Raw genomic sequence first — 24,274 nt, 5'->3', positions numbered from 1 at the left:
GCTACACTTTCATTAACTGTACAGAAATATTAATACCCGCCGCCATACCCAACAGCATCACAATATTTCCTTTTTGTAATCTTCCATCGAGCAATGCCTGTTGGTAAGCAATAGGAACAGACGTGGCTGCAGTGTTTCCATAAAGATGAAATGTTTGCATGATCTTGTTTACATCGTACGAAAGTGTTTCTGCAACCATGCGGTAAGTATCTTTTGATACCTGGTGTGTACAGATGAGATCAATATCATTTACTGACAGCCCGGCTTCTTGAATACAATCTTTCACAAATGGTGGAGCAATTTCATAGATCACATTTTTTAAGCCAAATGTATCGCCACTGAAAACGAGTTTGCTGGCATCATGCGGATGCATAGACCCACCGCCTTCAATACGGCAAAGATTCCAATGCTCTCCAAATGTTTTGTGGCGCTGAAAAAAGAGACCCTTATCTTCTGTTGTGGTGGTTAATAACAAGGCAACACCTGCATCTCCAAATGAATAAGCTGCAAAATGATCTTTGATGGTTTCTTTTTCTATTTTGGTGTACTTGATACTGTCGCTGGTTTTTTCACCGCTTACAATAAGAATATTTTTATAACTGCCGTTTAGTAACAAGGCGCTTGCAATTTCAATGGCATTGGTAACACTGTTGCAGGCGTTTTTTAAATCAAAGCCCGGACAGGTTAATCCTAATTTCTGCTGCACAATATTTACAGTAGCAGGTTCAATTAAATCGCCTGATGCTGCAGCAAAGATCAACAGGTCAATAGGTCGGTCTGGAAATTTCTCTATGATCTTTTTTGCAGCAGCAACTGCCAGGTCCGACACCTGCTCGTCGTCTTTTGCATAATAACGGATCTCACTACCGATCATTTTTTCTAACAGCCCGGCCTGTATATCAAAACCACCGATACGTATGCGTTGCTCTACCTGATCGTTACAAATACGTTCATAGGGTAAGTACGATTCAATATGTTCAATGAAAACACGCTTCATATTTTGGCAGCAAGAATGCTTCTCCACAATGGTTTGGTAATAAAGTTGAAGCCATTAAATTCATTTACAAACTCAATGATCTCATCAAGATAAAATGTTCCGAATTTTTGTTTGAGATGTTTGCGTGCAACTTTTGCATATGCAGCAGGGTCATCAATCCCAATTGCTTCAAAGTTTTCTTTTGTTACATACAAGGAACGCATGTACCAGATATTCAACAACACCACAATACTGAAAGCACTGCGTTTGAAAAATCCAGCTTTGTCTGTATAGTGTTTCATCCACATTTTTGTATAGTGGATATGACGGCCTTCTTCTATATGATGTAGTTCTGATACTTTTCTGATTGGTTCAAAAACTGCCGGCGATTTGCGAATCATCTTTCCATAAATATCGGTCACCAGTTCAACAGCCAGCACCGAAATAAACTGATAAGAGGCCGGCATATAGCGACTGTGAAACCGACCAACAAATTGGTGAAACTTCGACAACTTTATTTTTCTGCCGTTGAGTAAACGAATGGCTCTTGCAAACATATCCTGGTGACGGAATTCTTCAATCAACTCTTTTACGAGATATCGATACTCTACAGAATCAGGTGGAATCTTTAATAACCGCTTATTGAAAATAAAACAGGCTAACCCTTCGGCCCATGCGTAAGAGTACATGACCTGTACTACTTCATGCCTGCCAAGTTCCCGTTTCTGTGTTTCAGTTAATGTATCGTATAGAGGATGCCCTTCTAACGACACAAGTTCCTTTGGAAGCAGTAGCTCATCTTTTTCCTGCATATGCCAGGGAATAAATTCATCGGGCAAAACCGGGTTAGTTTCACTGAGATGTATCAGGCGCTCAACTTTTTCAATATCAGCAGTAGAGATCATGGTAGATAACTTTGGGTTTTGCGGCAGATTGTCAGAGATAAAAATAACAAAAGAAGGGGAGCATCAATTTGTAAAATTCGCCAATGCTGCCGTTTTCATTTGCAGTTTACGCTTTCAAACTGGTTTTAAAACTGCCTGTTTGCAATTCTAACAGTTTCTTTTCCAATTTCTGTCCTTACTTTGCAGCCATTGATGAAAACCCTCGATTGGTACATATTAAAATCGTTCCTGAAAACCTTCTTTTTTCTGCTGGTTATCTTTTCGATGATCACGTTAGCTATTGATGCCAGTGAAAAGAGCGAAGACTTTGTACGCAGCGGATTGGGATTTAGTGACATTGTTACCAAGTATTACTATGGTTTCCTTCCACATATCATCGGCTTGCTGTTCCCGGTATTTGTATTAATTGCCGTGGTATTCTTTACTTCAAAACTGGCATTGCGTAGTGAAATTGTGGCCATGCTGAGTGTGGGTATGAGTTTAAACAGGATTCTTCGTCCGTATTGGGTAGGCGGTATTTTTCTGGCATTGTTGCTCGGTTTATCTAATCACTTTTTAATTCCTGTTGCCAATGTTATCCGTACCAACTTCGAGAATAAGTATGTGGATATGGGTAATATTGCCAAACAGCAGCGGCAGTATCTCAATAACATTCATTTCCGTGTTGATACATACACATATGCAGGCATGCGCAACTATGATACCACAGCCAAGATCGGAAATGGATTTTTCCTGGAGAAAGTAAAAAATAATCAGGTGTATTATAATCTTCGCTCAGAAACGATTATCTGGGATACAGCAAAAAAACATTGGAAATTAGAAAGTGCTGTTGAGCGCAAGATCGATGGACTGCATGAAGAAGTGAAAATACTTACGAATTACTATTTAAAGATTGGCTATCTGCCCACCGATATTTCGGAGGATGATTTTAAGAAAGACAAGTTGAAAACACCTGCATTGGACCGCTTTATCAAACAGGAAAAAATTCGTGGTTCAGAAGGCGTGAATGCAATTGAATTTGAACGTTACCGTCGTGATGCATATGCTATTTCTGTAATCATTATGACGATGATCGCAGCAATTCTTGCCTGCAGAAAGATAAGGGGTGGTAGCGGGTTTCACCTTGCATTGGCATTTATCATTGGCGTTTTCTTTATTGTGATCGATAAATTCTCGATGGTATTCTCCACTAAGGGTAACCTTCCTCCAATTATTGCGGCATGGATACCGAACGTTCTTTTTGCTATTGTTGCTTACCGTCTGTATAAGCGTGCACCTAAATAGCGTTCGTTTTACGAACTTTTCGTTCAAGTAAATTGTTGTGAAACCTCGGATTGGTTAACTTTGGCAGATTCGAAAAAAATCACGGTTACAACGATTCATTTCAAAATAAACAAACAAAACAGGCATCATGAAAGAACGGTTTAAGTCGAAGGCTGATGCGGCCAGTGCTGAAATCAAAGATTTGCTGAAGGAACATGGTAATAAAGTGGCGGGCGAAGTTACTCTTGCACAGATATACCAGGGTATGCGTGGTATTACAGGTTTAGTAACCGAAACTTCTTTGCTCGATTCGCAGGAAGGTATTCGTTTTCGTGGTTTTACAATTCCTGAATTGCAACAAAAATTACCAAGGTTTCCGAATGGTGGCGAGCAACCTTTGCCTGAAGGTTTGTTTTACCTGATGCTCACCGGAGATTTTCCTGATGCTGAAATGGCCAACTCAGTTACTGATAACTGGATGCGCAGAAGCCACGTGCCCAATCACGTGTTTGATGCTATTGATGCATTGCCCCTTCATACGCACCCCATGACAATGTTTGTGGTGGGTGTAATGGCTTTGCAAACGGAAAGTATTTTCGCAAAACAATATGGTGAAGGCATTAATAAAAAAGATTACTGGGAACCGGTATTTGATGATGCGATGACGCTCATTGCACGCTTGCCACGTATTGCAGCTTATATCTATCGCCGTAAATATAAAAATAGCGAACATATTCACCCGAATGGTTTGCTCGATTGGTCAGGTAACCTTGCACACATGCTTGGTTACGAAGACAAAGGTTTTATGGAGTTGATGCGTTTGTACATGACCATTCATGCCGATCATGAAGGTGGTAACGTATCTGCACACACGACGCACCTCGTTGGGTCTGCATTGAGTGATCCTTATTTGAGTTATGCAGCAGGTATGAATGGTTTGGCTGGACCTTTACATGGTTTGGCTAACCAGGAAGTGATCAAGTGGATCTTTGAAATGCAGGAAGCATTGGGTACTGATGAACCCAGCAAAGAACAGATCGCTGAATATGTTGCGCAAACATTAAGCTCGGGTAAAGTTGTTCCGGGTTATGGCCATGCTGTATTGCGTAAAACTGACCCTCGCTTTACGGCGCAAATGGAATTTGGCAAAAAGTATATGCCTGATGATAAATTGGTAAATACTGTTTGGAATATTTATGAAGTTGTGCCGCCAATTTTGCAATCACTAGGTAAAGTAAAAAACCCATGGCCGAATGTTGATGCGCATAGCGGTGCATTACTGGTGCATTACGGTATGGTGGAATATGAATTTTACACCGTGTTGTTTGCCGTAAGCCGTGCATTGGGTGTAATGGCAAGTCTTATCTGGGACAGAGCATTGGGCTTCCCGTTAGAACGTCCGAAATCTGTTACCACCGACCTGGTGAAAAAATGGATCGACGGAAAAGATAATATCTGGGGCGATTAATTTGCAACAGTGATCATACTAAAGCCGCTTCTTTTTTGAAGCGGCTTTTTTCTTTGTATTGATCATTGATATCTTCAAACGCTTTGCTTCTTCCTGCCAGTTAGCAGCAGTAAGCAATACATCCTGTATATTTTTTGTTTGAATTTCTTTTTTCGTGCGTATGATAACCGATGCCACCATTACACGGTTGCCTTGTTCCAGTTGTGGTAATACATCAACCAGATCTTTACCACGACATAAGCCCAGATCAATTCCATCTTTCACTTCATTGATATAACAGAACATACCATGATAGTGATAAAAAGGAATTTTAAAACTTAGTTTTTCCTGCACATGCGGAATGAGGGATAAGATCATCTCACGGAGATGTTCAGCAATTCCCCTTTTTTCATCAGGCAGACTTTCGATGTATTCATCAACGAGGCGGTTCATCGGTCAAATGGTATGATCAGAGTTTAAATTGTTTGATTACTTTCTGCACGGTTGCTTTGGTTGTTTCTAATTCTACCTGCTGTTGAAGGATGAATGAATTCTCTTTCAGCTTTCCCGTTACAGCCTCCATCTCTGCTTCTGTTTCATAAACCATCTTACGGAATGGATTGGTATAATCCTTTGCTCTTGATGATGCAATACCATCTACCATCCATGTTTTTGTGTAGAGATAATTTTGCAGGAGGTCTTTTAAATTGCCCTTATCCAGTTTCGACAAACCTGTGACTTCATAAAAAGCAGAAAGGGCATGTGTTAATTTTTGTTGCGGGTATTGTTCGGCCTGTGTTTTATAAAAATCATGAACTGCATCCCAGTTTTTAATTTTACCGGTGCTGATGCGTTGCTTTAATTTCTCCAACTCTGCAGCAGGGATCAGTTGACCACCAACATTAACCCATGTAGCTCTTTTTTGTTTTTTAGGAAGCTTTGTAAAAAGATCGTCAGTTGATTTTAATTTATTTGCTGCAATAAACTGCAATACTTGTTCTGCCGCATAATAATCAACAAGTTCTTTAAACAGGATATAACTTTTTTTCACTTTCAGCAACAACACTTTTCGTTTACTGTTTTCAAAACCATCTGCCGTTATTTCTAAATCATCAGGAATTTCATTATTAAGCAAAGCTTTTTTACCGGCCTTAATGTAGTCTGTGTCTGTAAGTTTTTTGTCTTTGCTTTGTTTCAGCAATGCTTTGCCGGTAAATTTTTCCAATAACTGCAAAGCGTCAATCACTTCATTGATGCTGTCAGGTGCAAGGAAATCATACTCGAGGTATTGTGTTTTGTCAATGCGATGATCACGGTCAATGTATTTCCATGCGTTGCGTGCAAGTGCATACATATTATACATGAACCAATAGCCGGGCATAACAACTAACTGATCACGTGCGGTATCTGTACTCACCAATGAAAAAGGCAGAGGGATATCCAATTCAGCAGGGTAATCACCTTTTGCCAGCAAAGTATAAGAAGCAAATCTTGTATTGTGTTTAATGCTCACACATAGGCCCGGCCAAAAACCACGACCGGCGATCAATTCACCATCCGCACTACGGCTGTTGTGATTACTTCCTAATGTTGCACCGGCTGCAATATTGCTTTGTCCCATCACTGTTGCAGCACATAAGAAGGAATTGTTATGATGTTGTTCATGTGCAGGAAAAATGAGTGAGTTCAAAACTTCACAACAGGAGATAGTGGCATTGTTGCCAAGGTAAGAGTTGATAAGCCTTGCGCCATATTTCAATTGTGAATGTGATGCCATGTAAAAACGCACTGCCTTTACACCATAGAAAGCTTTACAACCTTCACTCATAATACCGTTCACCAGTTCGCAACCTTCACCAACCTGTGAGCTGGCTTCCAGTGATGAGTTGATGGTGAGATTTTTTAATTTGTTTGCTCCTTTGAGATAAGCATCACTGCCGATCCATACATCTTTAATAATCGAACAGCTTTTAATAACGGTACGATCGCCAACTTTGCCATAATAACCACGAAGCTTATCAAACTTCAGTTCAGTAAATTCTTTCAGCTTTTGTTGCAGTTGTTGATTGTCTCTGTTGCGGCTCCATAACCATGCATCGCCGGGTAGCATTCCATTGAACGGAATAATTTTTCTGCCTGCGTTTTCATTACACACTTCCATCCAGATGCGGATACGTTCTTCTTCGCCCTGTTTTAAAATACCATTACCAAATTTTGCATAGTTGGTGGTGCCCATTTCATGCACATTGGTAATAACCACTTCATTGCCGATAATGTAGTGGGATAAATAGTGAACACTATCGATCACTACATTATCACCCAGGTCACAACTGATGATGGTGCTGTTGTATAAACCAACCTGTAATTTAATTGAATGAAATTCTAAATAGTACGGTTCTAATTTTCCAATACGTACCAATCCAAAAAACTTACAGTTCTTTACAAGCTCCGGGTTGAAAGCATCTGATACAAGAATATTGTTCCAGTTATCTGATGCATTTCTGTTACGCACTAACACTTCAATTTCCAAAGCGGTCAACTTTCGGTAATTGATGCCGCTGCGGTTCTGTTTATTGCGGAGATAATACTCATCCTTTCCTTTTGGAAGATAAGCAGCCGGTATAAAATTGTAACCAATATCGGAGATTGGTTGTTTTGTAATCTGATTCATGACTATGCTCAATTTACTTTAATCTCAGTAAAACAACAAAGCCATGTTTCAGCTTACTTCAACATGACTTCGCATACTTCTATTTCGCTCAGGATTTATTCAACAGTTACACTCTTTGCTAAGTTTCTCGGTTTATCTACGTCCAAGCCTTTTGCCACGCCAATATAATAGGAGAGTAGCTGCAGCGGAATTACGCTCAACATCGGTGCAACAATTTCATCTGCTTCCGGTACAAACATGATGTCGTTACTCATGGTTGGAATGGTTTCATCATTCTCTGTTATCACGGCGATCACTTGTCCTTTCCTTGCTTTGATCTCCTGAATATTGCTTACAATTTTATCATAGTACGCATCTTTAGTTGCAACAAACACAACAGGTAGTTTTTCGTCAACCAATGCAATAGGTCCATGCTTCATTTCTGCTGCAGGATAACCTTCTGCATGGATGTAGGAAATTTCTTTCAACTTCAATGCTCCTTCCAATGCCACCGGGAAATTATAACCACGGCCGAGATAAAGAAAATCACGTGCATCTTTATATTTCAATCCGATTGCTTTTACATTCTCTGCATCTTCCAGTAACAGTTTTACTTTATCCGGAATTTCATGCAGTTCATTCAGCAAATGCATATAACGTTCATGCGTGATCGTTCCTTTTTCTAATGCGATCTTCAATGCCACCATTGTTAACACCGCTAACTGAGCAGTGAATGCTTTTGTACTTGCCACGCCTATTTCAGGTCCGGCATGTGTGTAAGCACCTGCATGTGATAAGCGTGCAATGGAACTACCTACCACATTCACAACACCAAAAATAAATGCACCTTGCTCTTTTGCCTTATCAATGGCAACAATGGTGTCAGCTGTTTCACCACTTTGAGAAATAGCAATGATCACATCACCTTTATTAATTACAGGATTGCGGTAACGGAACTCCGATGCATATTCAACTTCTACAGGAATACGGCATAGTTCTTCAAACACATATTCTGCCACAAGTCCGGCATGCCAGCTTGTGCCGCAGGCGATCATCACAATACGTTGTGCATTTTTTAATTGCTCGATATTGTTTTGTACACCGGCCATGGTAATCGTTCCTGCTACAGGATCTAAACGGCCACGTAAGCAATCATAAATAGTATGCGGTTGTTCATTGATCTCTTTGATCATGAAATGATCGTAGCCACCTTTTTCAATGGCTGCCAGTTCAAGATCAAGTTTCTGAACGTATGGCGTTATTTTTTCGTTACCGAGATTTTTTAAGATCAATTCATCGGCTTTTACAATCGCCAACTCATAATCATTTACATACACTACTTCTTTGGTGTACTCAATGATTGGTGACGCATCACTGGCAAGAAAATGTTCATTCTTACCAATACCAATTACGAGCGGACTTCCTTTACGGGCTGCTATAATGGTATCGGGCGTGTCTTCATCGATCAATAAAATAACATAAGCACCAACTACACGTTTCAACGCAATACGCACTGCTTCTTCCAACGAGCACTCGTTGTTGGTCTTGATATCTTCAATAAAGTTGAGGAGTACTTCAGTATCGGTATCGCTTTTGAATGTGTAGCCTTTTTTCAGCAATTCATTTTTAATGGATACATAGTTTTCAATGATACCGTTATGGATCATGGCCAGCTTTCCGTTGTTGGAAAGATGGGGGTGGGCATTACGATCACTTGGCTCACCATGTGTAGCCCAGCGTGTATGACCAATTCCGATGTTTGATTGAACGTCTTTGCCAATAACTTCTTCTTCGAGCTGGGCAACTTTACCTTTTTTCTTGTACACTTTCATTCCGTGATTGAGCAGCGCCACTCCGGCACTGTCGTAGCCACGGTATTCAAGTCGTTTCAGTCCTTTTAATACAACGGGATAGGCCTCCCTTGACCCTATATAGCCAACGATTCCACACATGATAATCAGTAGTTTGTTTACTTTACAAAGATGCAGAAATATGATTAAGTGTTCAGCGGAAATATTACCTGCCTGAGAGTTTATTCACAGGTGCAGCTTTTTGAAGCTTTCACATTTCTTTATTAATCAGAATAGCGGTTACTGCATCTATTGAATGAGAGTTTGGTAACAAATGAGGCGATTGGTTGATCTACACAAAAGAAAGGATCATGAACAACTTAATTCACATTGCCGCTACGCTCGACCAGCCCGATCTGCTTGAAAACATGATTGAACAGTTGGCTTACCGTCGCTATGATCTCGGTTTTGGCCACCAGAAGGTACCTGTTGACAGCGAAGCGTTAGAAACATCTTCTTCTTCCATTTATCTCAGTGGAACTGTTGCATTAACAGAAGGCACTGAACAAATGAACATTCCGTTTATTACAAACTTTTTGTTCACTTGTGTAAAAGGAGACGATGGCATTTACAAACTTGCCTGGAGTACATCATTGTCGTAATGACAACTTAGTTATACTACTATTTATCGAAGGTCTATGAAATTCATTATTCCCTTTTAAAGGACAGCGTGTATAAAAAATCCCCGTGGCTATAGCTGCGGGGATTTTTTTATTAATTATTCTTTTTCCGGAAAGGCCACCATTTCTTTTTAGTGCTGTCTTTCTTTGGATCGGTAGCAACAGGTTTTGTTTGATCTTTTTTCTGTTCAGGATTTTTATCGGCTTGTTTCTTCGCTTCCTGTAATACTTTCTGTTCTTCACTGATCTGTGACTCAGGACCAAGGGTTGGATCAGGTGTTAACTTCAGATCATTGTAATCAGAAGATGTACCATTACCTGCATCGGGGTTCTCAGCATCAGGTTCATTGCGGTATTTATCAGCAAAGTTTTCGTAATCCATAAATGTTTCCATCTTCATACTTTCAGGCTGCACAAACTTTGCTTCATTTGAAATAGCAAGTGTTTTATCATTAAATACTTTATCGAAGAAGTAACCCCAGATAGGTAGTGCAGTGCGGTTACCTTCACCTACCATTTTCAGAAATGGATCGTCGCAACCAACCCAGCCACCGGCTAATAATTGAGGATTGTAGCCTATAAACCATGTATCTGTATTTCCGTTTGTTGTTCCTGTTTTACCGGCGATATCACCTGTTAATCCCATACCACGTAAACGTCGGCCGGTACCAATATCAACTACACCCTGCATCATCTTTACCATGGTGTAAGCAGCGGCTTCACTCATCACCACTTTTTGTTCTGGAGCATATGTTTGCAGAATATTTCCGTTCCTGTCTTCAATACGTGTTACATAAATCGGTTGCGTGCTCATACCATTGGTTGGGAACATGGTATAGCTCTGCAGCATTTCGTATACACTGATGTCGGCACTACCCAATGCAATAGATGGGTAGGGCGGCATGTCGCTTTTTATGCCGGTGCTCTGTGCAAAATTGATGACACTCTTTACTCCGAATTGATTCATTAAATAGGCTGCTCCCGGGTTTTTAGAAAATGCAAGACAAATAGCCATTGGGCCACCGCCACCGGTAATCATCTTGCCACCTAAATTGATCGGGCCACTTGGTAATGGGGTTTCAGGTGTATAACCATTCTCCACAGCATATGCATAAAGAATAGGTTTAAATGTTGAACCAACCTGGCGCTTAGTGTTCATGTTTACGTGATCGAACTTGAAGTTTTTAAAGTTCACACCACCAACCCATGCTTTTACTTCACCGGTAAAAGGATCCATCACCATAAAACCTGTCTGTATGATCATCTTATGATAACGAACAGAATCATAAGGTGACATGATGGTGTCTGTTTCACGCTTGGCATTCCAGGCAAACACCTTCATTTTTGTTTTTGTTTTGAATACTTTGCGAATTTCTGCTTCATCAATACCGGCAGCTTCCATCTTCTTCCAGCGGTCGCTGTCTTTCATACCACGCTCAAGAATATTTTCATGACCTTTCCAGATGCTGTTATCTTTCACCCAAGGCAGTGTCCAGTAATTTTTTTGCAATGCGCTCATGTGCTTCGATACTGCTTCTTCTGCATATAACTGCATCCGGGGGTTGATGGTGGTATAGATCTTTAAACCATCCCTGTAAATATTATAACTCTCACCATTTGGTTTTTTATTTTCTTTTGCCCACTTCTTCATCTGATCACGCAACACATCACGGAAGTAGGGAGCAAGACCTGCACTTTCATCAAGTTTTTTATACTTGAGATTGATAGGTTTGTTTTTTAATTTCTCTGCATCTGCTTCGCTTACAAAATTGTTACGCACCATATCGTTGATCACCGCATTTCTTTTTTGCATTGCTCTTGGTGGAAACAAACGTGGATTGTAAGCGTAAGGTGCATTCACCATCCCGATTAATAAAGCGGCTTCATCAACGGTAACTAGTGATGGCTCTTTCTGAAAAAATGTTTTTGATGCATTACGGATACCAAACACATTATCGCTGTACTCGACTGTGTTGAGGTATAATGCAATGATCTCTTCTTTGGTGAAATTGCGTTCGAGTTTTACAGCAATGATCCATTCCTGTATTTTCTGAAATACACGACGGAATTTATTTCTTGCACGTTCACGGAAAAGATTCAGTGCCAGCTGTTGAGTAATAGTACTGCCACCACCGTCGCTACCAAGTTTTGCAATGGCTCGTGCAAGGGCACGACCATCAATGCCGGAATGTTCATAAAAACGCTCATCTTCAGCAGCGATCAAGGCATTTACTATGTTTTTGGAAATGTCTTTGTACTCTACATTAGTACGATCTTCCAGGTAAAACTTACCCATCATGGTACCATCTGAGGCAATAACCTCGCTGGCAAGAGAAGCAGATGGATTTTCCAGTTCTTCGAGGGAAGGCATTTTACCGAGCAGGCCGAAATTTGCACCGATCACCAGCAGGATAAACAATCCCATACCGATGAAAAAGGCACGCCATAAATACTTGATTGGTTTACGCATAAGATGAGAATGTGAGATGCAATTATATGCAAATTCAATACCAGACAAATCTATAACAATTCAGGGAGGCAAAAGGAAGAAGAATTCCTAAAATTTATCCTTGATGTATTGACGTAAAAAGGTCCTGTATTCTTCCATATTCTTCCTGGTTTTTAACATTTCCAGGTTACGATCGGAAATAATGACAAAATTGTATTTCAGTTCAGGCAGCCATGGAACGATCTGTCGGGCATTCTTTTTCCATTCTTCCATGTACCCAAGTGCTGTTGTTACGTCGGCAAACAGACCCATTTCCATCCATGTGTTGTCTTTGTCGCCCTCATAAATTTTCAGAGGAATATTCTGACCACCAAATGATGATGAGTTATAACGTTGATAAGCAGTTCTGGCTTCTGTTAAATAAACCGGATCTACTTCATCAAAATACATCAGCACAGTATAAGGATCGGTTGCGTTGTATACATAAGCCATTTCAATTTTGCCTTCTTTCAACGGCTTGATGGTTGTTGTATCCATGCCGGGCTTGTTGCCAATAACCGGTTTGCCTGCATTGTTGCGATCTGTTTTATTTACATCCGTTTTTTCAATTGGCGCCACAGGTCTTTGAATGTTCGCATTGTTCTGACCGGGCAGATTGATTGGCTTAATCTGATTGCTTGAGTCTTTCTTTATTTCCTGAACAACCTTATTCACTTTTGTGCCTTCATCAAATGGCAATACCACACTATCTTCTGTTTGACGAACAATGTTGGTGCGTGTGAGATAATCTTCAATTTCGGCACGGCGGCTCACCACATCTTTCATCACGGCTGCTTTCTCAGCCATTGGAGTGCCAGGGAAATTGCGTTCAAGGTTGGTTAATGTAACAATGGCTACACTATCATTTTTTTGTTTGATGTGATACAACGATTCAATGTATAACAACTGTGGGGTCCAATAAGAATTTCCGTACAATGAATCAGCCAGTTTTTTCTCCTGTTGTGCTTCGTCAAATTTTCCGGAGATAAACAGGTTGTAAATATTTTCGTAAGCAATTGTTTTTGCATCTTTCGAAATAACCACAGGATTTTTTGATGCATTTATTTTTTGCACCAGGTCGCCATTCGGATATTTCTTATTCAATTGATCCTGGAAGTAAGCTGCTTTTTCTTTATCACCAATTTTGGTGTAGCAGTAATACAACTCAAATAATACATCCTGTTCTCTTTCATAATTGCCAAAACGCTTCCATATCTCTTCAAATACAATGGCTGCCTGCTCGTAATCTTCGAGCTGGTTTTTATAGATCTGCCCTTGCTCAAATAATGATTCTGCAATCTTCCTGTTCGACGCAAGCATCTTCTCTTCGGTAAGAGGCAAACGGCTTTTCAAACCTTCAGCTGTTAACTCATCTTCAGGAATTTTATCTGCTTCAATACTTACATCTTCTCCGCTGTTATGATCATATTGTGGTGCCTGTTGTTCTGGTTTGGCTGCATCTACTGCATCCTGCCTGCGCCAGTTATCTACATTCGGACGGCTGCCCCATTTTGATTTAAACTCGCTGAAGCCTCTCGACTTTTGTGCAGCATTATAAAAATACCAACTATTACCACTACCTGCATTGGTGAAAATGGGTGTGTTATCGACTGTTCCATTGTTTACAGCTAACGTTGGCGTGTAGGCTGCTTCTTCTTTTAAGCCACGTTGCTTGCGAAGCTTGCGTGCAAGTGATTTCAGGTAAGCTTCCATTTCCTTTTCCGGCATTTTGGCAACAGCCTGCAAACTGTCTTGCTGTTTTACAATTGTAATAAGATTCACCAATTGCTTCAGCATTTGCTGTTTTATTTGCAGTTGTGCGGTCATGTCTGCAAGAGCTGGGTCTTGCATGTTCACACTATCAAGTGAGTTTGATGCAAGCGTATAATCTCTGCGTGCATATGCCAGGTCAGAAAGTTTTACAAATGCTTTATTTTTTGTTGATGGATTTTCAGGCATGTAAGAAACGCTGCGTTTCAATAAGGTCATTGCTTGCGTAGTATCACCTTTTTCCAAGGCCATACCAGCTGCAGCATAGAACAAGACATCTTCATAGCCGTCAAAACGTTCTTTCTTTGAAAGCTTCAAGAGATCTGCTAATGTTTCAGTCACTGCATCGCCACCTTCTTTTTTCACGAGCTGTGCTTCATAAATACGTGCATGAATGTAAAGCACCGGATCAGTAGTATGTGATTTTGCTTTGTTGAAATAAGAAGAAGCAAGCTCAGGTTGATTTGTTTTTGCATACAACTGCGCCAGCAAATATTCCCAACGGGCCAACTCCGTTTTATCAGCAGCTTCACCCAATGCATCTTTTAAATAAAAAGCAGTACTATCCCATTGTTCCTGCTTATAAAAAGTATAGGCCTGTACTTCGTTCAGTTTGCCATGTAATCGTTTAGGAAAGGTTGGGTCTTTCCGTAATAGGTTGACGAGGCTATATGCTTCGGGGTATAAATTATCTTCTGCGTAGGTGCGAGTCAACCAAATGAGTGCATCGTTACGACTGGGCTCATGCGAAAATGCTTTATGCATCAAGTCGGTCTTTTCTTTGGTGGCAATATTCAGATCGCCTTTTGTTGAACGATCATTCGATCCAACAACAATAATGTATTCATCTTTTCCTTTCGGGAAGAAATTGTAATTGATAAACTGGAAGATGCGGTAAGCCGAATCATACTTCTGCCAATAAAAATAACTCTGCCCGATGAGCAGGTACATGTTATCAATATAATTATTGCGTAAATCGTGCAGCACAATGCCTGCTGTAGCTTTAAAGATCACCGAATCGAGTTCAAGTGAATCAGCAGCAGTACGGTCAGTTGAATAATTATAAAAGGGAAGGAGTTGAGTGTAATCATCCTGGTGGCTCAGTTTCGCTTTTTCCACAATAGCATTGATCTTGGTGGTGGCATTGTAATGAAAGTTATAATGCGTAACCATGCTCTGGTAAATACGGCGGGGGAGGGTAAATTTCTTATCGTCTGTTTTTTCCGAACCCAGTGTTTTGTTCTCGTATTTTTTCGGTTTTACCAGCGGTAAGGTAAAGTCGGGTTGTGCCGATGCAGAAAAGCAGCCCAGCAGGAGAACGATCAGGATGAGATTCAATTTAGGTACAATAATTGGCTGCATGCAGGCGTTGGGTCGTTTTTCTTAATTAACTCAATACGACCAAAAATATTTTAATTCAAGGTAAAATCAGGAAGAATTTCTTTATTTCCACCTGTTAAACAGTAAATTTAGTCCTCATTTACAGTATGGCAAAACGAATTGACGCAGAAAGTACACTGAAGCGCTTGCGCAACCGCTACCGTTTGGTGGTGATGAACGATGATACCTATGAAGAAGTGGTAACATTTAAATTATCCAGATTGAGCGTTTATGTTACTCTTAGCACCATTTTTGTATTATTGGTGGGGCTTACAGTAGCGCTGATCACGTTTACCAACCTGAAATATTATTTACCGGGCTATGGTTCACAAAGTCAGCGTAAAGAACTGATCTTCTATAAAACGAAGATCGATTCGCTGGAAAGATCAATGTTGTATAAAGACCAGTATCTTGATAACCTGAAAAAGGTATTGTCAGGCGATGTAAAAACCAATGTGTTGGATACAAATACCCTGAAAGTACCTGAAGTAGAACGTTCGACACAATAAAAACCACTGCATATGTTCAACAGTAAATCCAGTTCCCAGGAAAAAGATTCCTCAACAGGCCTCGCAACAATCGTTGCCTCCGGTACCGAAATCAAAGGAAATATTGAAAGCAAGGGCGACATCCGGGTGGATGGCACCCTTCATGGCAACCTCACCACTTCCTCAAAAGTGCTGGTGGGTCCATCGGGTAAAATTTACGGTGATGTGGTTGCGCAACAAGCCGATGTGCTTGGGCAGATCAACGGCACCATTAAAGTAACCGAATTGCTTTACCTGAAAGGCAGTTGCCAGATAAACGGTAATATTTATGCCGGTCAGTTGCAGGTTGATGCTACTGCTTCGTTCAATGGCGAATGTCATATGGGCGCTGCTGCTGTATCAAGTGCACCTTTGGCCAGCGTGCTGGAGATCAGCAAAGAATCGTTAAATGCCGCAGCCAACGACCAATAAGCAAAAAGGGGAAACAAAAACAAATAAGCAATACCTGATGCAGTATGCCGGCCTGGCTACGCAACTGCTCGTGGCATTGGGCTTAGCTGTATTTTTGGGGCTGAAAGCGGATGGCTGGTTACAACTCAACTTTCCTTTATTGGGATGGCTCTTGCCATTAGTTGTTTTACTGGCCATGTTTTACCGCATACTCAAAGACACGTCTAAGAAATCATGAAATGAAGAAAGAAACACGTCAGCTTTTTGTTCCCATTGTTATCTTGTTTATTGTTTTAAATGCCTTATTCATTACTGCTAAAAGCTGGCTTACCAAATATGGTATGAGCCAGGATGTACTGATTATCGGTAACATCATCTTGTTTGCAGTAACCATTGCTTCGCTTTATTTTCATGTAAAAGGATTTCTGCATAAAAACATCCAGGTGTTTTTCCGCAGCGTGTATGGCGCACTCATGATCAAGATGTTTGTTTGTGCTGCAGCAGTGATCGTTTATGCAATGGTTGCAAAACCCAACATCAATAAACCTGCATTGTACATTTGTATGGCTTTGTATTTTGTTTATTCATTTATGGAAGTGCGGATGGTGTTTCGCCTGTTGAAGCAGAAGAAAGAGAATAATGAGTAAGAAGGAAGTTCCATTACATGCATTGGCTGCTTATTTGCCCGAAGGTTCGGTTGAACCGGTGTTGCAGTATCTCCATCATTACAAAATTCATTTAACTATTACCAGGGAACGTAACAGTATACTTGGTGATTACCGCCATGCGATTAATCAAAAGAATCACCGCATCAGTGTAAATGGTAATCTAAATAAATATGCTTTCCTTGTAACGTTGTTACATGAGATCGCTCACCTGCTGGCATTTGAGAATTTTGGTTTTCGTATTGCTGCACACGGTAAAGAGTGGAAGCATGAATATGGAAAAATACTCGCCCAGTTTTTATTGAAGAAAATTTTCCCGGCTGATATTGAAAAGGCGTTGATGAAGTCATTACAAAACCCATCAGCTACCAGTTGCGGTGAAGAACACTTGATGCGTGTGTTGAAAAATTATGATGTGCGTAAGAATGGTGAAGTGTTGGTGGAGGAATTGCAACATGATCAGCTATTTAAAACAAAAGACGGTCGTGTGTTTCAGAAAAAAGAAAAGTTACGCAAACGCCATAAAGCAATTGATGTGAAGAGTGGGGCGGTGTATTTGTTTAGTGGGGTGTATGAGGTGGAGTTGATGAGTTCTTAGTTTTAAGTTCAGAGTTTTTAGTTCAACTTACTAACTTAGAACTCCAGAACTTTTTTTCAAAGCTTCTTCAACATCCATCGATCACATCCAAAATGCCCACTGTTACCCATTGGTCCATCTAAATATTCAAAGCCGAAGAGTTCATATACTTTCAATGCTTGTTTCAACTCCGGCATCGTTTCTAAATACACTTGTTCATAGCCGTTATCTTTTGCCCAGCTAAGACAATGTTCGATCATCCGTTTGCCCAAGCCTTTTCCACGTGCATCTTTGTGGAGGTACATCTTTACCAACTCACATGTTTTAGCTGGTAAACCTTCGGTTGGATAAATACCGCCGCCACCTAACAGTTTTCCATCTTCTTCTGCAACAAAATAGAAACTGCCTTTGGCTTGAAACAGTTCATACAATGCATCAGTTGTGGGATCGTAAAAAACAGTGCCGGGTTTATTTGCACCAAACTCTGCAAGCGAAGTACGAACGATCACAGCGAGGGCTGCATTGTCACTTTGTTGTATGGGACGAATATGAACAGTTGAAGACATGCTTCAAAGCTAAAGGGAAATTTATTATTTCAAAAAAGGGAAAGAGGTTGGCCACGAAGTCACCAAAACACAAAGGAAGAAAAGTAAACTTCTTTTCTTCCTTTGAGAGCTTAGAGACTTACATCTCTGTAGTAAGATATTAATAGGTATCTTCTAACGAATACTGTCCACCACCTAAGATGATACCGAGCTTTATGCCGAGATAGTTATTGTTGATCTCACCGGTTTTGGCAACGAAGTTATATTCAACCGCTGCACGTATATGCCATATCTCCACACCAACTCTTGCCATACCGCCAAACTTAGTTGAAGCTGGCACAGTAACACTACCTCCGTTTTCACTATTGGCTTCAATACTCAGGAAATTATAAACACCTGCGCCACCGCCAATGAAGGGGCGTACTGTGCGATTAGCAAAATAATACTCAGCCGTAGGTACAAATGAAATGCCTACACCTGCTTCACCATTTGCATTAGGATCTGTTCCGTCAAATCCAGCAAAGCCACGAGCCATAGCCGTTGCTTCCATGCGCAATCCAAATGTTACACGATCCAATGCGTTAAAACGTGGTTCCAGCGCAAGTAACACACCGGCCTTAGCACCTTTACCTGCCGGACGAGCGTAGCCAGCATCTAATAAAACTTCAAATGGTTTAAAATGATGTTGTGTTTCAAAACTAAGTTGTGCAGAAGCTGACTGAATGGTAATTAAACAAACGAGTAAAACAAAACTGTTACGGAGTAGTCCTTTCATGTGATAATTGGTTGATGGTTTATAATTGCAGGATCGGTTCAAAAAGTACGCCGACCAGGCAAAGTGAATGGTTAAACTATTCACAAGGTATAAAAACGAATGCCATACGAAAATCGTATGGCACCGTCAGTTTATTTTTAGTTCAGCTTATGCTACTGCTTGTTTTACCAATGCAGCTGCTTCGCTCAATTGAATTGCACTTTGTACTTTCAATCCGCTTTCATCGATCAGTTTCTTTGCTTCTTCAGCATTTGTACCTTGTAAACGTACGATGATAGGAACAGGAATATTACCAATTGTTTTGTATGCTTCAATTACACCTGCAGCAACACGATCGCAACGAACAATACCACCAAAGATGTTGATGAGAATTGCTTTTACGTTCGGATCTTTTAAAATGATCTTGAAACCTGCTTCAACTGTTTGTGCATTGGCTGTACCACCTACGTCGAGGAAGTTTGCCGGTTGACCACCACTCAACTGGATCATATCCATGGTTGCCATTGCCAAACCCGCACCGTTCACCATACAACCTACGTTACCATCAAGTTTAATAAAGTTGAGGTTATGATTTCCTGCTTCTACTTCTGTAGGATCTTCTTCAGTTGTATCACGCATGTTGGCAACATCAGGATGACGCATCAATGCATTATCATCAATGTTCATTTTGCAATCCACCGCAATGATCTTGTTATCGGCTGCTTTAAACAGCGGATTAATTTCCAACATACCACAATCCAATCCAACATATGCATTGTAAAGATTCGTTACAAACTTCACACAGTTCTTAAACGCTTCACCACTCAAACCAAGATTGAAAGCGATCTTTCTTGCCTGGAACGCTTGTAATGGTCCGCCAGGGTTAACCCACTCTTTAAATATTTTTTCAGGAGTGTCATGTGCAACATCTTCAATGTTCATACCACCTTCGGTACTGTACATGATCACATTTTGTTTTTTTGTACGATCGAGGAGAATAGAGAGATAAAATTCTTTACGCTCTGTTGGTCCATCGTAATACATATCCTGTGCAACAAGGATCTTGTTTACTACTTTACCTGCAGGTCCTGTTTGAATGGTCACCAATGTGCCACCCAAAATACCTTTTGCAAACTCAGTGATCTGGTCAATATTTTTTGCAACTTTCACACCATTGATACCTGTTTCTTTCACTGTACCCTTACCACGGCCACCCGCATGAATTTGAGCTTTCACAACTGCAAAGCTGCTGCCGCTTTGGTTCTTGATCTGGCGATAAGCTTCTTCGGCTTCATGTACTGTACTGCAGGCAAATCCTTCCTGCACCGGAACATTGTATTTCTTCAATAATTCCTTGGCTTGATATTCGTGGAGGTTCATATTGCAAAAATTTCGGCGAAGATAAGGAAAGAACAAATGGAGTGAACGCCAAACTAAGCTAACAGAAGTAAGGTAAAGCTGTCACTTTTGTTTTGTTGACTTCCTTCGTCTTTGCATCTTGTTCCTTGGTCCTTGTGCCTTGCTTCTTCTTATATTTGCCGCCTTACATAAATCGAAGCAATGGGAGAATTACTGAATAAGATCAACCAAACGGTTGCTTACATCCGCAGCCAGTATGCTCAGGAATCAACAGTGGGTGTAGTTTTAGGTAGTGGCCTTGGTCATTTTACCGATGAATTGCAGATAGAAAAAGAGATCAGCTATAACGATATACCGCACTTCCCTGTATCAACAGTTGAAGGACATAAAGGGAAGCTGGTATTTGGTAAACTTGGAAACAAGAGCGTAGTGGTAATGGCCGGTCGTTTTCATTACTATGAAGGTTATTCAATAGGTGATGTAGTGTATCCCATCCGTGTAATGAAGTATTTAGGTGTGCAATCATTTGTTATCAGTAATGCGGCAGGGGGTGTTAATACATCATTTAAAGTTGGTGATCTTATGATCATCAAAGATCATATCAGTCAGCTTACACCCAACCCACTTATCGGTAAAAATATGAGTGAACTTGGTCCACGTTTTCCCGATATGAGTGAGCCGTACAAAAAAGACTTCATCAAAAAAGCAAAGGCCATTGCGGCCAACATGAACATTGATGTGAAAGAAGGAGTGTATTGCGGTGTAACAGGTCCTACATTTGAAACACGCAGTGAATATAAAATGATCCATATGCTTGGTGGCGATGCAGTGGGCATGAGCACCGTTGCTGAAGTAATTGCAGCTATTCACATGGGTATTCCTGTTTTTGCAATGAGTGTAATCACCGATATTGGTATTCGTGAAGAAGAAAATATTATTACACACGAAGAAGTCTTACAAGCTGCAAAGGAAGCAGAGCCAAAGATGACAGCCATTGTGAAACAACTCATCATTGAACTTTAAGTTTCAATTGTAGTAACCCATCATGCAAAGCCTGGGTAATAAATTAGCACAAGTTGAAATGCTTGCAAAGCTGAGTAAGCTAAGGCGCCTTTTGCATCATCCCATGAAATATGTGCTTGCAGTTGGGTATCGCACCATTGTATATCCATGGATTAAAAAAGGAATGCCTGTAAAAGCAACTACTTTTTTTGATTCAGAAATGCATTTGATGCTTCCTGCAGCTACCGATATTTATTTAACAGGCGGCAAAGCCGATCCATCAGAAATAAGACTGGCAAAATTCATGATCCAGAATTTAAGTGAAGCTGCCTGTTTCTTCGATGTTGGTGCTCATTTCGGATATTATACATTGTTAGCAGTAAAACTTGTGGGTGAATCAGGAGTGGTTTGTTCATTCGAACCATCATCAACGAATTTTAAACTATTGCAGCAAAACGCAGCAAGCAAAAGAAATATTCACCTTTACAATGCAGCCGTTTCTGATACAACTGAAGAGCTGTTATTTTATGAATTTCCGGTTTTGTTTTCTGAGTTCAATACAACCGATATTGACCAATTTGAAGAAGAAGCGTGGTTATCGAAATATCAGCCAGAGATAAAAAAAGTGTCTTCCATTGTTTTGGATCAATTAATTGAAGAAAGGCGATACAAACCTTCCATGATCAAGATAGATGTAGAGGGAGGGGAGCTCAATGTAATAAATGGTCTTGTAAATTATATTGCCGCAAACAATTGTGTGCTGATCATGGAGTATTTAAGCGAAGCAAGAAAAAATGAGCCACACCAGAAAGCGGTGACTTTATTACAGCAATCAGGGTTTACAGCATTTGCTATTACAGAAGACGGGTCGGTTAAAAAATTGGATGATGTGAATGCCTATGTAGCCTCATTACAAAGTGAATCGGAGAATATTGTATTTAAAAAGTGATAAAACCTGAATTGAACCATATTTTAAGAATCAATTGTCATCTGCCAATTTCAATTCATTTATTTTTGCACGGGCTTTAACAGCCCATTTTTCTTATATGACCCGGTTACTGCTGTTATTTTTCTTGTTCATTTCATCCTATGTTTTGCAGGCGCAGAACCCTTTGCAACGTTTGCCGGGTGCCGGTTTATTGGGCGGAAACAGAATTGGTGGCGGCGGGGGCGGCGGCGGTGGTCCGTTTAAAGATTCGTTGTTACACCGTACCGGCTTTGAAGATTCGATTACCGTTGCATTTCGTTATTTAGACACGGCTCGGTTTTATTTTCTCGATTCAACGGTGAATGATTTCAGCAAGAAATGGCATCTTCCATGGACGCATATTTTTTTGGGCAACACAGGTAGTGCATCCCGCAGTTTATTGTTCAGTCCGAATATGAAACCAGGTTGGGATCATGGATTTCATGCTTATGATGCATACATACCAAGGCTGGAAGAAACAAAGTTTTACAACACAACAAGACCGTACACACAACTTGATTATATTCTTGGTGCAAAGGTTGAACAGAATATTGGTGTGCTGCATACACAAAACATCCGTTACAACTGGAACTTCGCTTTTAATTTTAAACTCATTAATGCACCGGGTATTTTCAGGAACACAAAGAATAATCACACGAATCTAAATTTTAATACCTGGTATACCACGCCAAACAGAAGATATACTGTTTACTTTATTGCGGCAAACAACAAGATCGGCGCAACAGAGAATGGCGGTATAAAAAGTACAAAGTTCCTCGACAGTTTACCCTTTTTTGCAGAGCGTTTCAGCATACCAACCAATATTGGTGGCGCTGAAGCGATTCAGAATAGTTTTTTGAGTAATGCCATTACAACGGGCAATCGTTATACTGTATCAAATTTCTTAGTCCGTCATCATTATGATATTGGTAAAAGGGATTCACTTGTAGTAAATGATACAACCACTGTTTATTTGTATTATCCACGATTTCGTTTTCAACATACAGTGCAGTTGAATCGTTATAAGTTTGAATTTGTTGATTCAAAAGTTGATACCGCCGGTTACAATTTATTGTATGGTTTAAATAATCTTCCCGACACGTTGGGCATAAAAGATTACTGGCAAACATTCACAAACGAAGTAGCTATTTATTCTTTCCCTGATATTAAAAACCAACAGCAGTTCATTAAAGCGGCAGCAGGTTATCAACAGCTCACAGCAGATTTTGGAACAGCAGAACCTTCCTTCTCCAACCTTTTTTTGAATGGTGAGTATCGTAATAAAACAAAGAATAAAAAATGGGATATGGAACTTGCGGGTACATTGTACATCGGTGGGTTTAACGCCGGTGATTACAATGTGCACGCTTCATTAAAACGTTTGATCGGGCAAAAACTTGGTTATCTCACACTTGGTTTTGACAACGTAAACCGCAAGCCATCTTTTATTCATGACGATTTAAGTAATTTCAAAAAACTGAATCTTGGTAATACAAGTTTTGGAAATGAAAACACTACTGTTGCATCAGCCTTGTATGAATTGCCGCAGCAGAAATTAAAATTGGGAGCAAAGTATTTTCTTGCAGCAAATTATATCTACTTTAAAAATTATTCACAGGCCGATCAGGAAGCTACCTTATTCAACGTACTTCAATTGCAATTGGAAAAACAGTTTCGTATCGGCCGTCACTGGAACTGGTATATTGAAGCATATGCGCAGCAATCAACAGCAGGTGCCCCCGTTAATCTGCCTTTGTTGTTTACCCGGAACCGTTTTGCATTTGAAGGCAAGTTCTTTAAAACGCTTAACCTGAGTACGGGTGTTGAGTTACGTTATCACACCCCTTATAAAGGCGATGGGTTTTCACCCATACTCGGCCAGTTCTTTTTGCAGAACGATACTACCATCAATAATCTCCCGGATATCGCTGCTTATGTTCAATTTCGCATCAGAAGTTTAAGCATGTTCTTAAGGGCGGAAAACCTCAATACTTTTCAGTTGGGTGTAAGCAACGGGTTCTTAAACAATAATTTAGCCGCCCCACTAAACCCAACCCCCGGTTTTTTCGTACGTTTTGGTGTTTATTGGGGTTTTGTTAACTGATCCACTGCATATCC

21 protein-coding genes are annotated in these 24,274 nt (G+C 40.4%); 11 read left to right on the top strand and 10 right to left on the bottom strand.

All coding sequences use genetic code 11. The features are described from left to right. Position 1: 1 nt before the first annotated feature. Positions 2-997 carry a 3-oxoacyl-ACP synthase III family protein gene (locus WG954_RS00225; RefSeq protein ID WP_340432427.1) on the bottom strand — a complete coding sequence of 332 codons (996 nt, stop codon included), beginning with the start codon at positions 995-997 and terminating at the stop codon, positions 2-4. Then, positions 994-1,881, bottom strand: a complete 888-nt coding sequence (locus WG954_RS00220; protein ID WP_340432425.1) for a diiron oxygenase — start codon at positions 1,879-1,881, stop codon at positions 994-996. Before WG954_RS00220 ends, WG954_RS00225 begins: the two co-directional genes overlap by 4 nt. Positions 1,882-2,073: 192 nt before the next feature. Here WG954_RS00220 and WG954_RS00215 point away from each other — a divergent pair, with 192 nt between their 5' ends. Both WG954_RS00215 and WG954_RS00210 read left to right on the top strand, forming a co-directional pair. Continuing rightward, positions 2,074-3,165: an LptF/LptG family permease gene (locus tag WG954_RS00215; protein WP_340432423.1), complete on the top strand. Its 1,092-nt coding sequence runs from the start codon at positions 2,074-2,076 to the stop codon at positions 3,163-3,165. 127 nt (positions 3,166-3,292) lie between these two features. Continuing rightward, positions 3,293-4,612, top strand: a complete 1,320-nt coding sequence (locus tag WG954_RS00210) for a citrate (Si)-synthase, eukaryotic (protein ID WP_340432420.1) — start codon at positions 3,293-3,295, stop codon at positions 4,610-4,612. 18 nt (positions 4,613-4,630) lie between these two features. Here WG954_RS00210 and WG954_RS00205 read toward each other — a convergent pair whose 3' ends face one another. The 3 genes from WG954_RS00205 to glmS all read right to left on the bottom strand — a co-directional run bounded on the left by WG954_RS00205 (position 4,631) and on the right by glmS (position 9,193). Next, positions 4,631-5,044, bottom strand: coding sequence for a DUF1801 domain-containing protein (locus WG954_RS00205; RefSeq protein ID WP_340432417.1), 414 nt, complete (start codon positions 5,042-5,044; stop codon positions 4,631-4,633). A gap of 16 nt (positions 5,045-5,060) precedes the next feature. Then, positions 5,061-7,262 carry a DUF4954 family protein gene (locus WG954_RS00200; RefSeq protein WP_340432415.1) on the bottom strand — a complete coding sequence of 734 codons (2,202 nt, stop codon included), beginning with the start codon at positions 7,260-7,262 and terminating at the stop codon, positions 5,061-5,063. A gap of 95 nt (positions 7,263-7,357) precedes the next feature. Continuing rightward, positions 7,358-9,193 carry a glutamine--fructose-6-phosphate transaminase (isomerizing) gene (gene glmS, locus WG954_RS00195; protein ID WP_340432413.1) on the bottom strand — a complete coding sequence of 612 codons (1,836 nt, stop codon included), beginning with the start codon at positions 9,191-9,193 and terminating at the stop codon, positions 7,358-7,360. 209 nt (positions 9,194-9,402) lie between these two features. On the opposite strand from glmS, the gene WG954_RS00190 reads away from it, so the two are divergent. Beyond that, positions 9,403-9,693, top strand: coding sequence for a hypothetical protein (locus WG954_RS00190; RefSeq protein ID WP_340432411.1), 291 nt, complete (start codon positions 9,403-9,405; stop codon positions 9,691-9,693). A 112-nt stretch (positions 9,694-9,805) separates the two neighbouring features. Here the strand turns inward: WG954_RS00190 and WG954_RS00185 are convergent, their stop codons facing one another. After that, positions 9,806-12,181 carry a transglycosylase domain-containing protein gene (locus tag WG954_RS00185; RefSeq protein ID WP_340432409.1) on the bottom strand — a complete coding sequence of 792 codons (2,376 nt, stop codon included), beginning with the start codon at positions 12,179-12,181 and terminating at the stop codon, positions 9,806-9,808. Positions 12,182-12,268: 87 nt separating this feature from the next. Then, positions 12,269-15,331: a type IX secretion system periplasmic lipoprotein PorW/SprE gene (porW, locus tag WG954_RS00180; protein WP_340432408.1), complete on the bottom strand. Its 3,063-nt coding sequence runs from the start codon at positions 15,329-15,331 to the stop codon at positions 12,269-12,271. Between the two features lie 125 nt (positions 15,332-15,456). On the opposite strand from porW, the gene WG954_RS00175 reads away from it, so the two are divergent. Genes WG954_RS00175 through WG954_RS00155 form a run of 5 tightly spaced genes read left to right on the top strand, consistent with a single transcriptional unit; the run spans position 15,457 to position 17,550 of the window. Then, positions 15,457-15,858 (top strand): hypothetical protein, encoded by a 402-nt coding sequence (locus WG954_RS00175; RefSeq protein ID WP_340432407.1) that lies wholly within the window; start codon positions 15,457-15,459, stop codon positions 15,856-15,858. A gap of 12 nt (positions 15,859-15,870) precedes the next feature. Next, the gene (locus WG954_RS00170) at positions 15,871-16,308 is read left to right on the top strand and encodes a bactofilin family protein (RefSeq protein WP_340432405.1); all 438 of its coding nucleotides are present in this window, start codon (positions 15,871-15,873) and stop codon (positions 16,306-16,308) included. Next, entirely contained in the window at positions 16,286-16,525 is a 240-nt protein-coding gene (locus WG954_RS00165) for a hypothetical protein (protein ID WP_340432404.1), read from the top strand. The genes WG954_RS00170 and WG954_RS00165 overlap by 23 nt, the downstream gene beginning before the upstream one ends. Position 16,526: 1 nt before the next feature. Continuing rightward, positions 16,527-16,934, top strand: coding sequence for a hypothetical protein (locus WG954_RS00160; protein ID WP_340432403.1), 408 nt, complete (start codon positions 16,527-16,529; stop codon positions 16,932-16,934). After that, positions 16,927-17,550: a SprT-like domain-containing protein gene (locus tag WG954_RS00155; RefSeq protein ID WP_340432401.1), complete on the top strand. Its 624-nt coding sequence runs from the start codon at positions 16,927-16,929 to the stop codon at positions 17,548-17,550. Before WG954_RS00160 ends, WG954_RS00155 begins: the two co-directional genes overlap by 8 nt. 56 nt (positions 17,551-17,606) lie before the next feature. Here the strand turns inward: WG954_RS00155 and WG954_RS00150 are convergent, their stop codons facing one another. From WG954_RS00150 to sucC, 3 genes are all read right to left on the bottom strand, one after another. Further along, positions 17,607-18,095 carry a GNAT family N-acetyltransferase gene (locus WG954_RS00150; protein WP_340432399.1) on the bottom strand — a complete coding sequence of 163 codons (489 nt, stop codon included), beginning with the start codon at positions 18,093-18,095 and terminating at the stop codon, positions 17,607-17,609. 139 nt (positions 18,096-18,234) lie between these two features. After that, a complete protein-coding gene (locus tag WG954_RS00145) occupies positions 18,235-18,849 on the bottom strand; it encodes a hypothetical protein (protein ID WP_340432397.1) in 615 nt (204 codons plus the stop codon). A 147-nt stretch (positions 18,850-18,996) separates the two neighbouring features. Next, positions 18,997-20,208: an ADP-forming succinate--CoA ligase subunit beta gene (sucC, locus tag WG954_RS00140; protein WP_182801874.1), complete on the bottom strand. Its 1,212-nt coding sequence runs from the start codon at positions 20,206-20,208 to the stop codon at positions 18,997-18,999. A 180-nt stretch (positions 20,209-20,388) separates the two neighbouring features. Here sucC and WG954_RS00135 point away from each other — a divergent pair, with 180 nt between their 5' ends. From WG954_RS00135 to WG954_RS00125, 3 genes are all read left to right on the top strand, one after another. Continuing rightward, entirely contained in the window at positions 20,389-21,210 is an 822-nt protein-coding gene (locus WG954_RS00135; RefSeq protein WP_340432394.1) for a purine-nucleoside phosphorylase, read from the top strand. A 22-nt stretch (positions 21,211-21,232) separates the two neighbouring features. Next, positions 21,233-22,138 carry an FkbM family methyltransferase gene (locus WG954_RS00130; RefSeq protein WP_340432392.1) on the top strand — a complete coding sequence of 302 codons (906 nt, stop codon included), beginning with the start codon at positions 21,233-21,235 and terminating at the stop codon, positions 22,136-22,138. 97 nt (positions 22,139-22,235) lie between these two features. Next, positions 22,236-24,260: a putative porin gene (locus tag WG954_RS00125; protein WP_340432390.1), complete on the top strand. Its 2,025-nt coding sequence runs from the start codon at positions 22,236-22,238 to the stop codon at positions 24,258-24,260. Positions 24,261-24,274 lie beyond the last annotated feature (14 nt).

The organism is Lacibacter sp. H375, from assembly GCF_037892425.1.
Lineage (GTDB): Bacteria > Bacteroidota > Bacteroidia > Chitinophagales > Chitinophagaceae > Lacibacter.
This window is presented reverse-complemented; position numbering and strand designations above follow the sequence as displayed.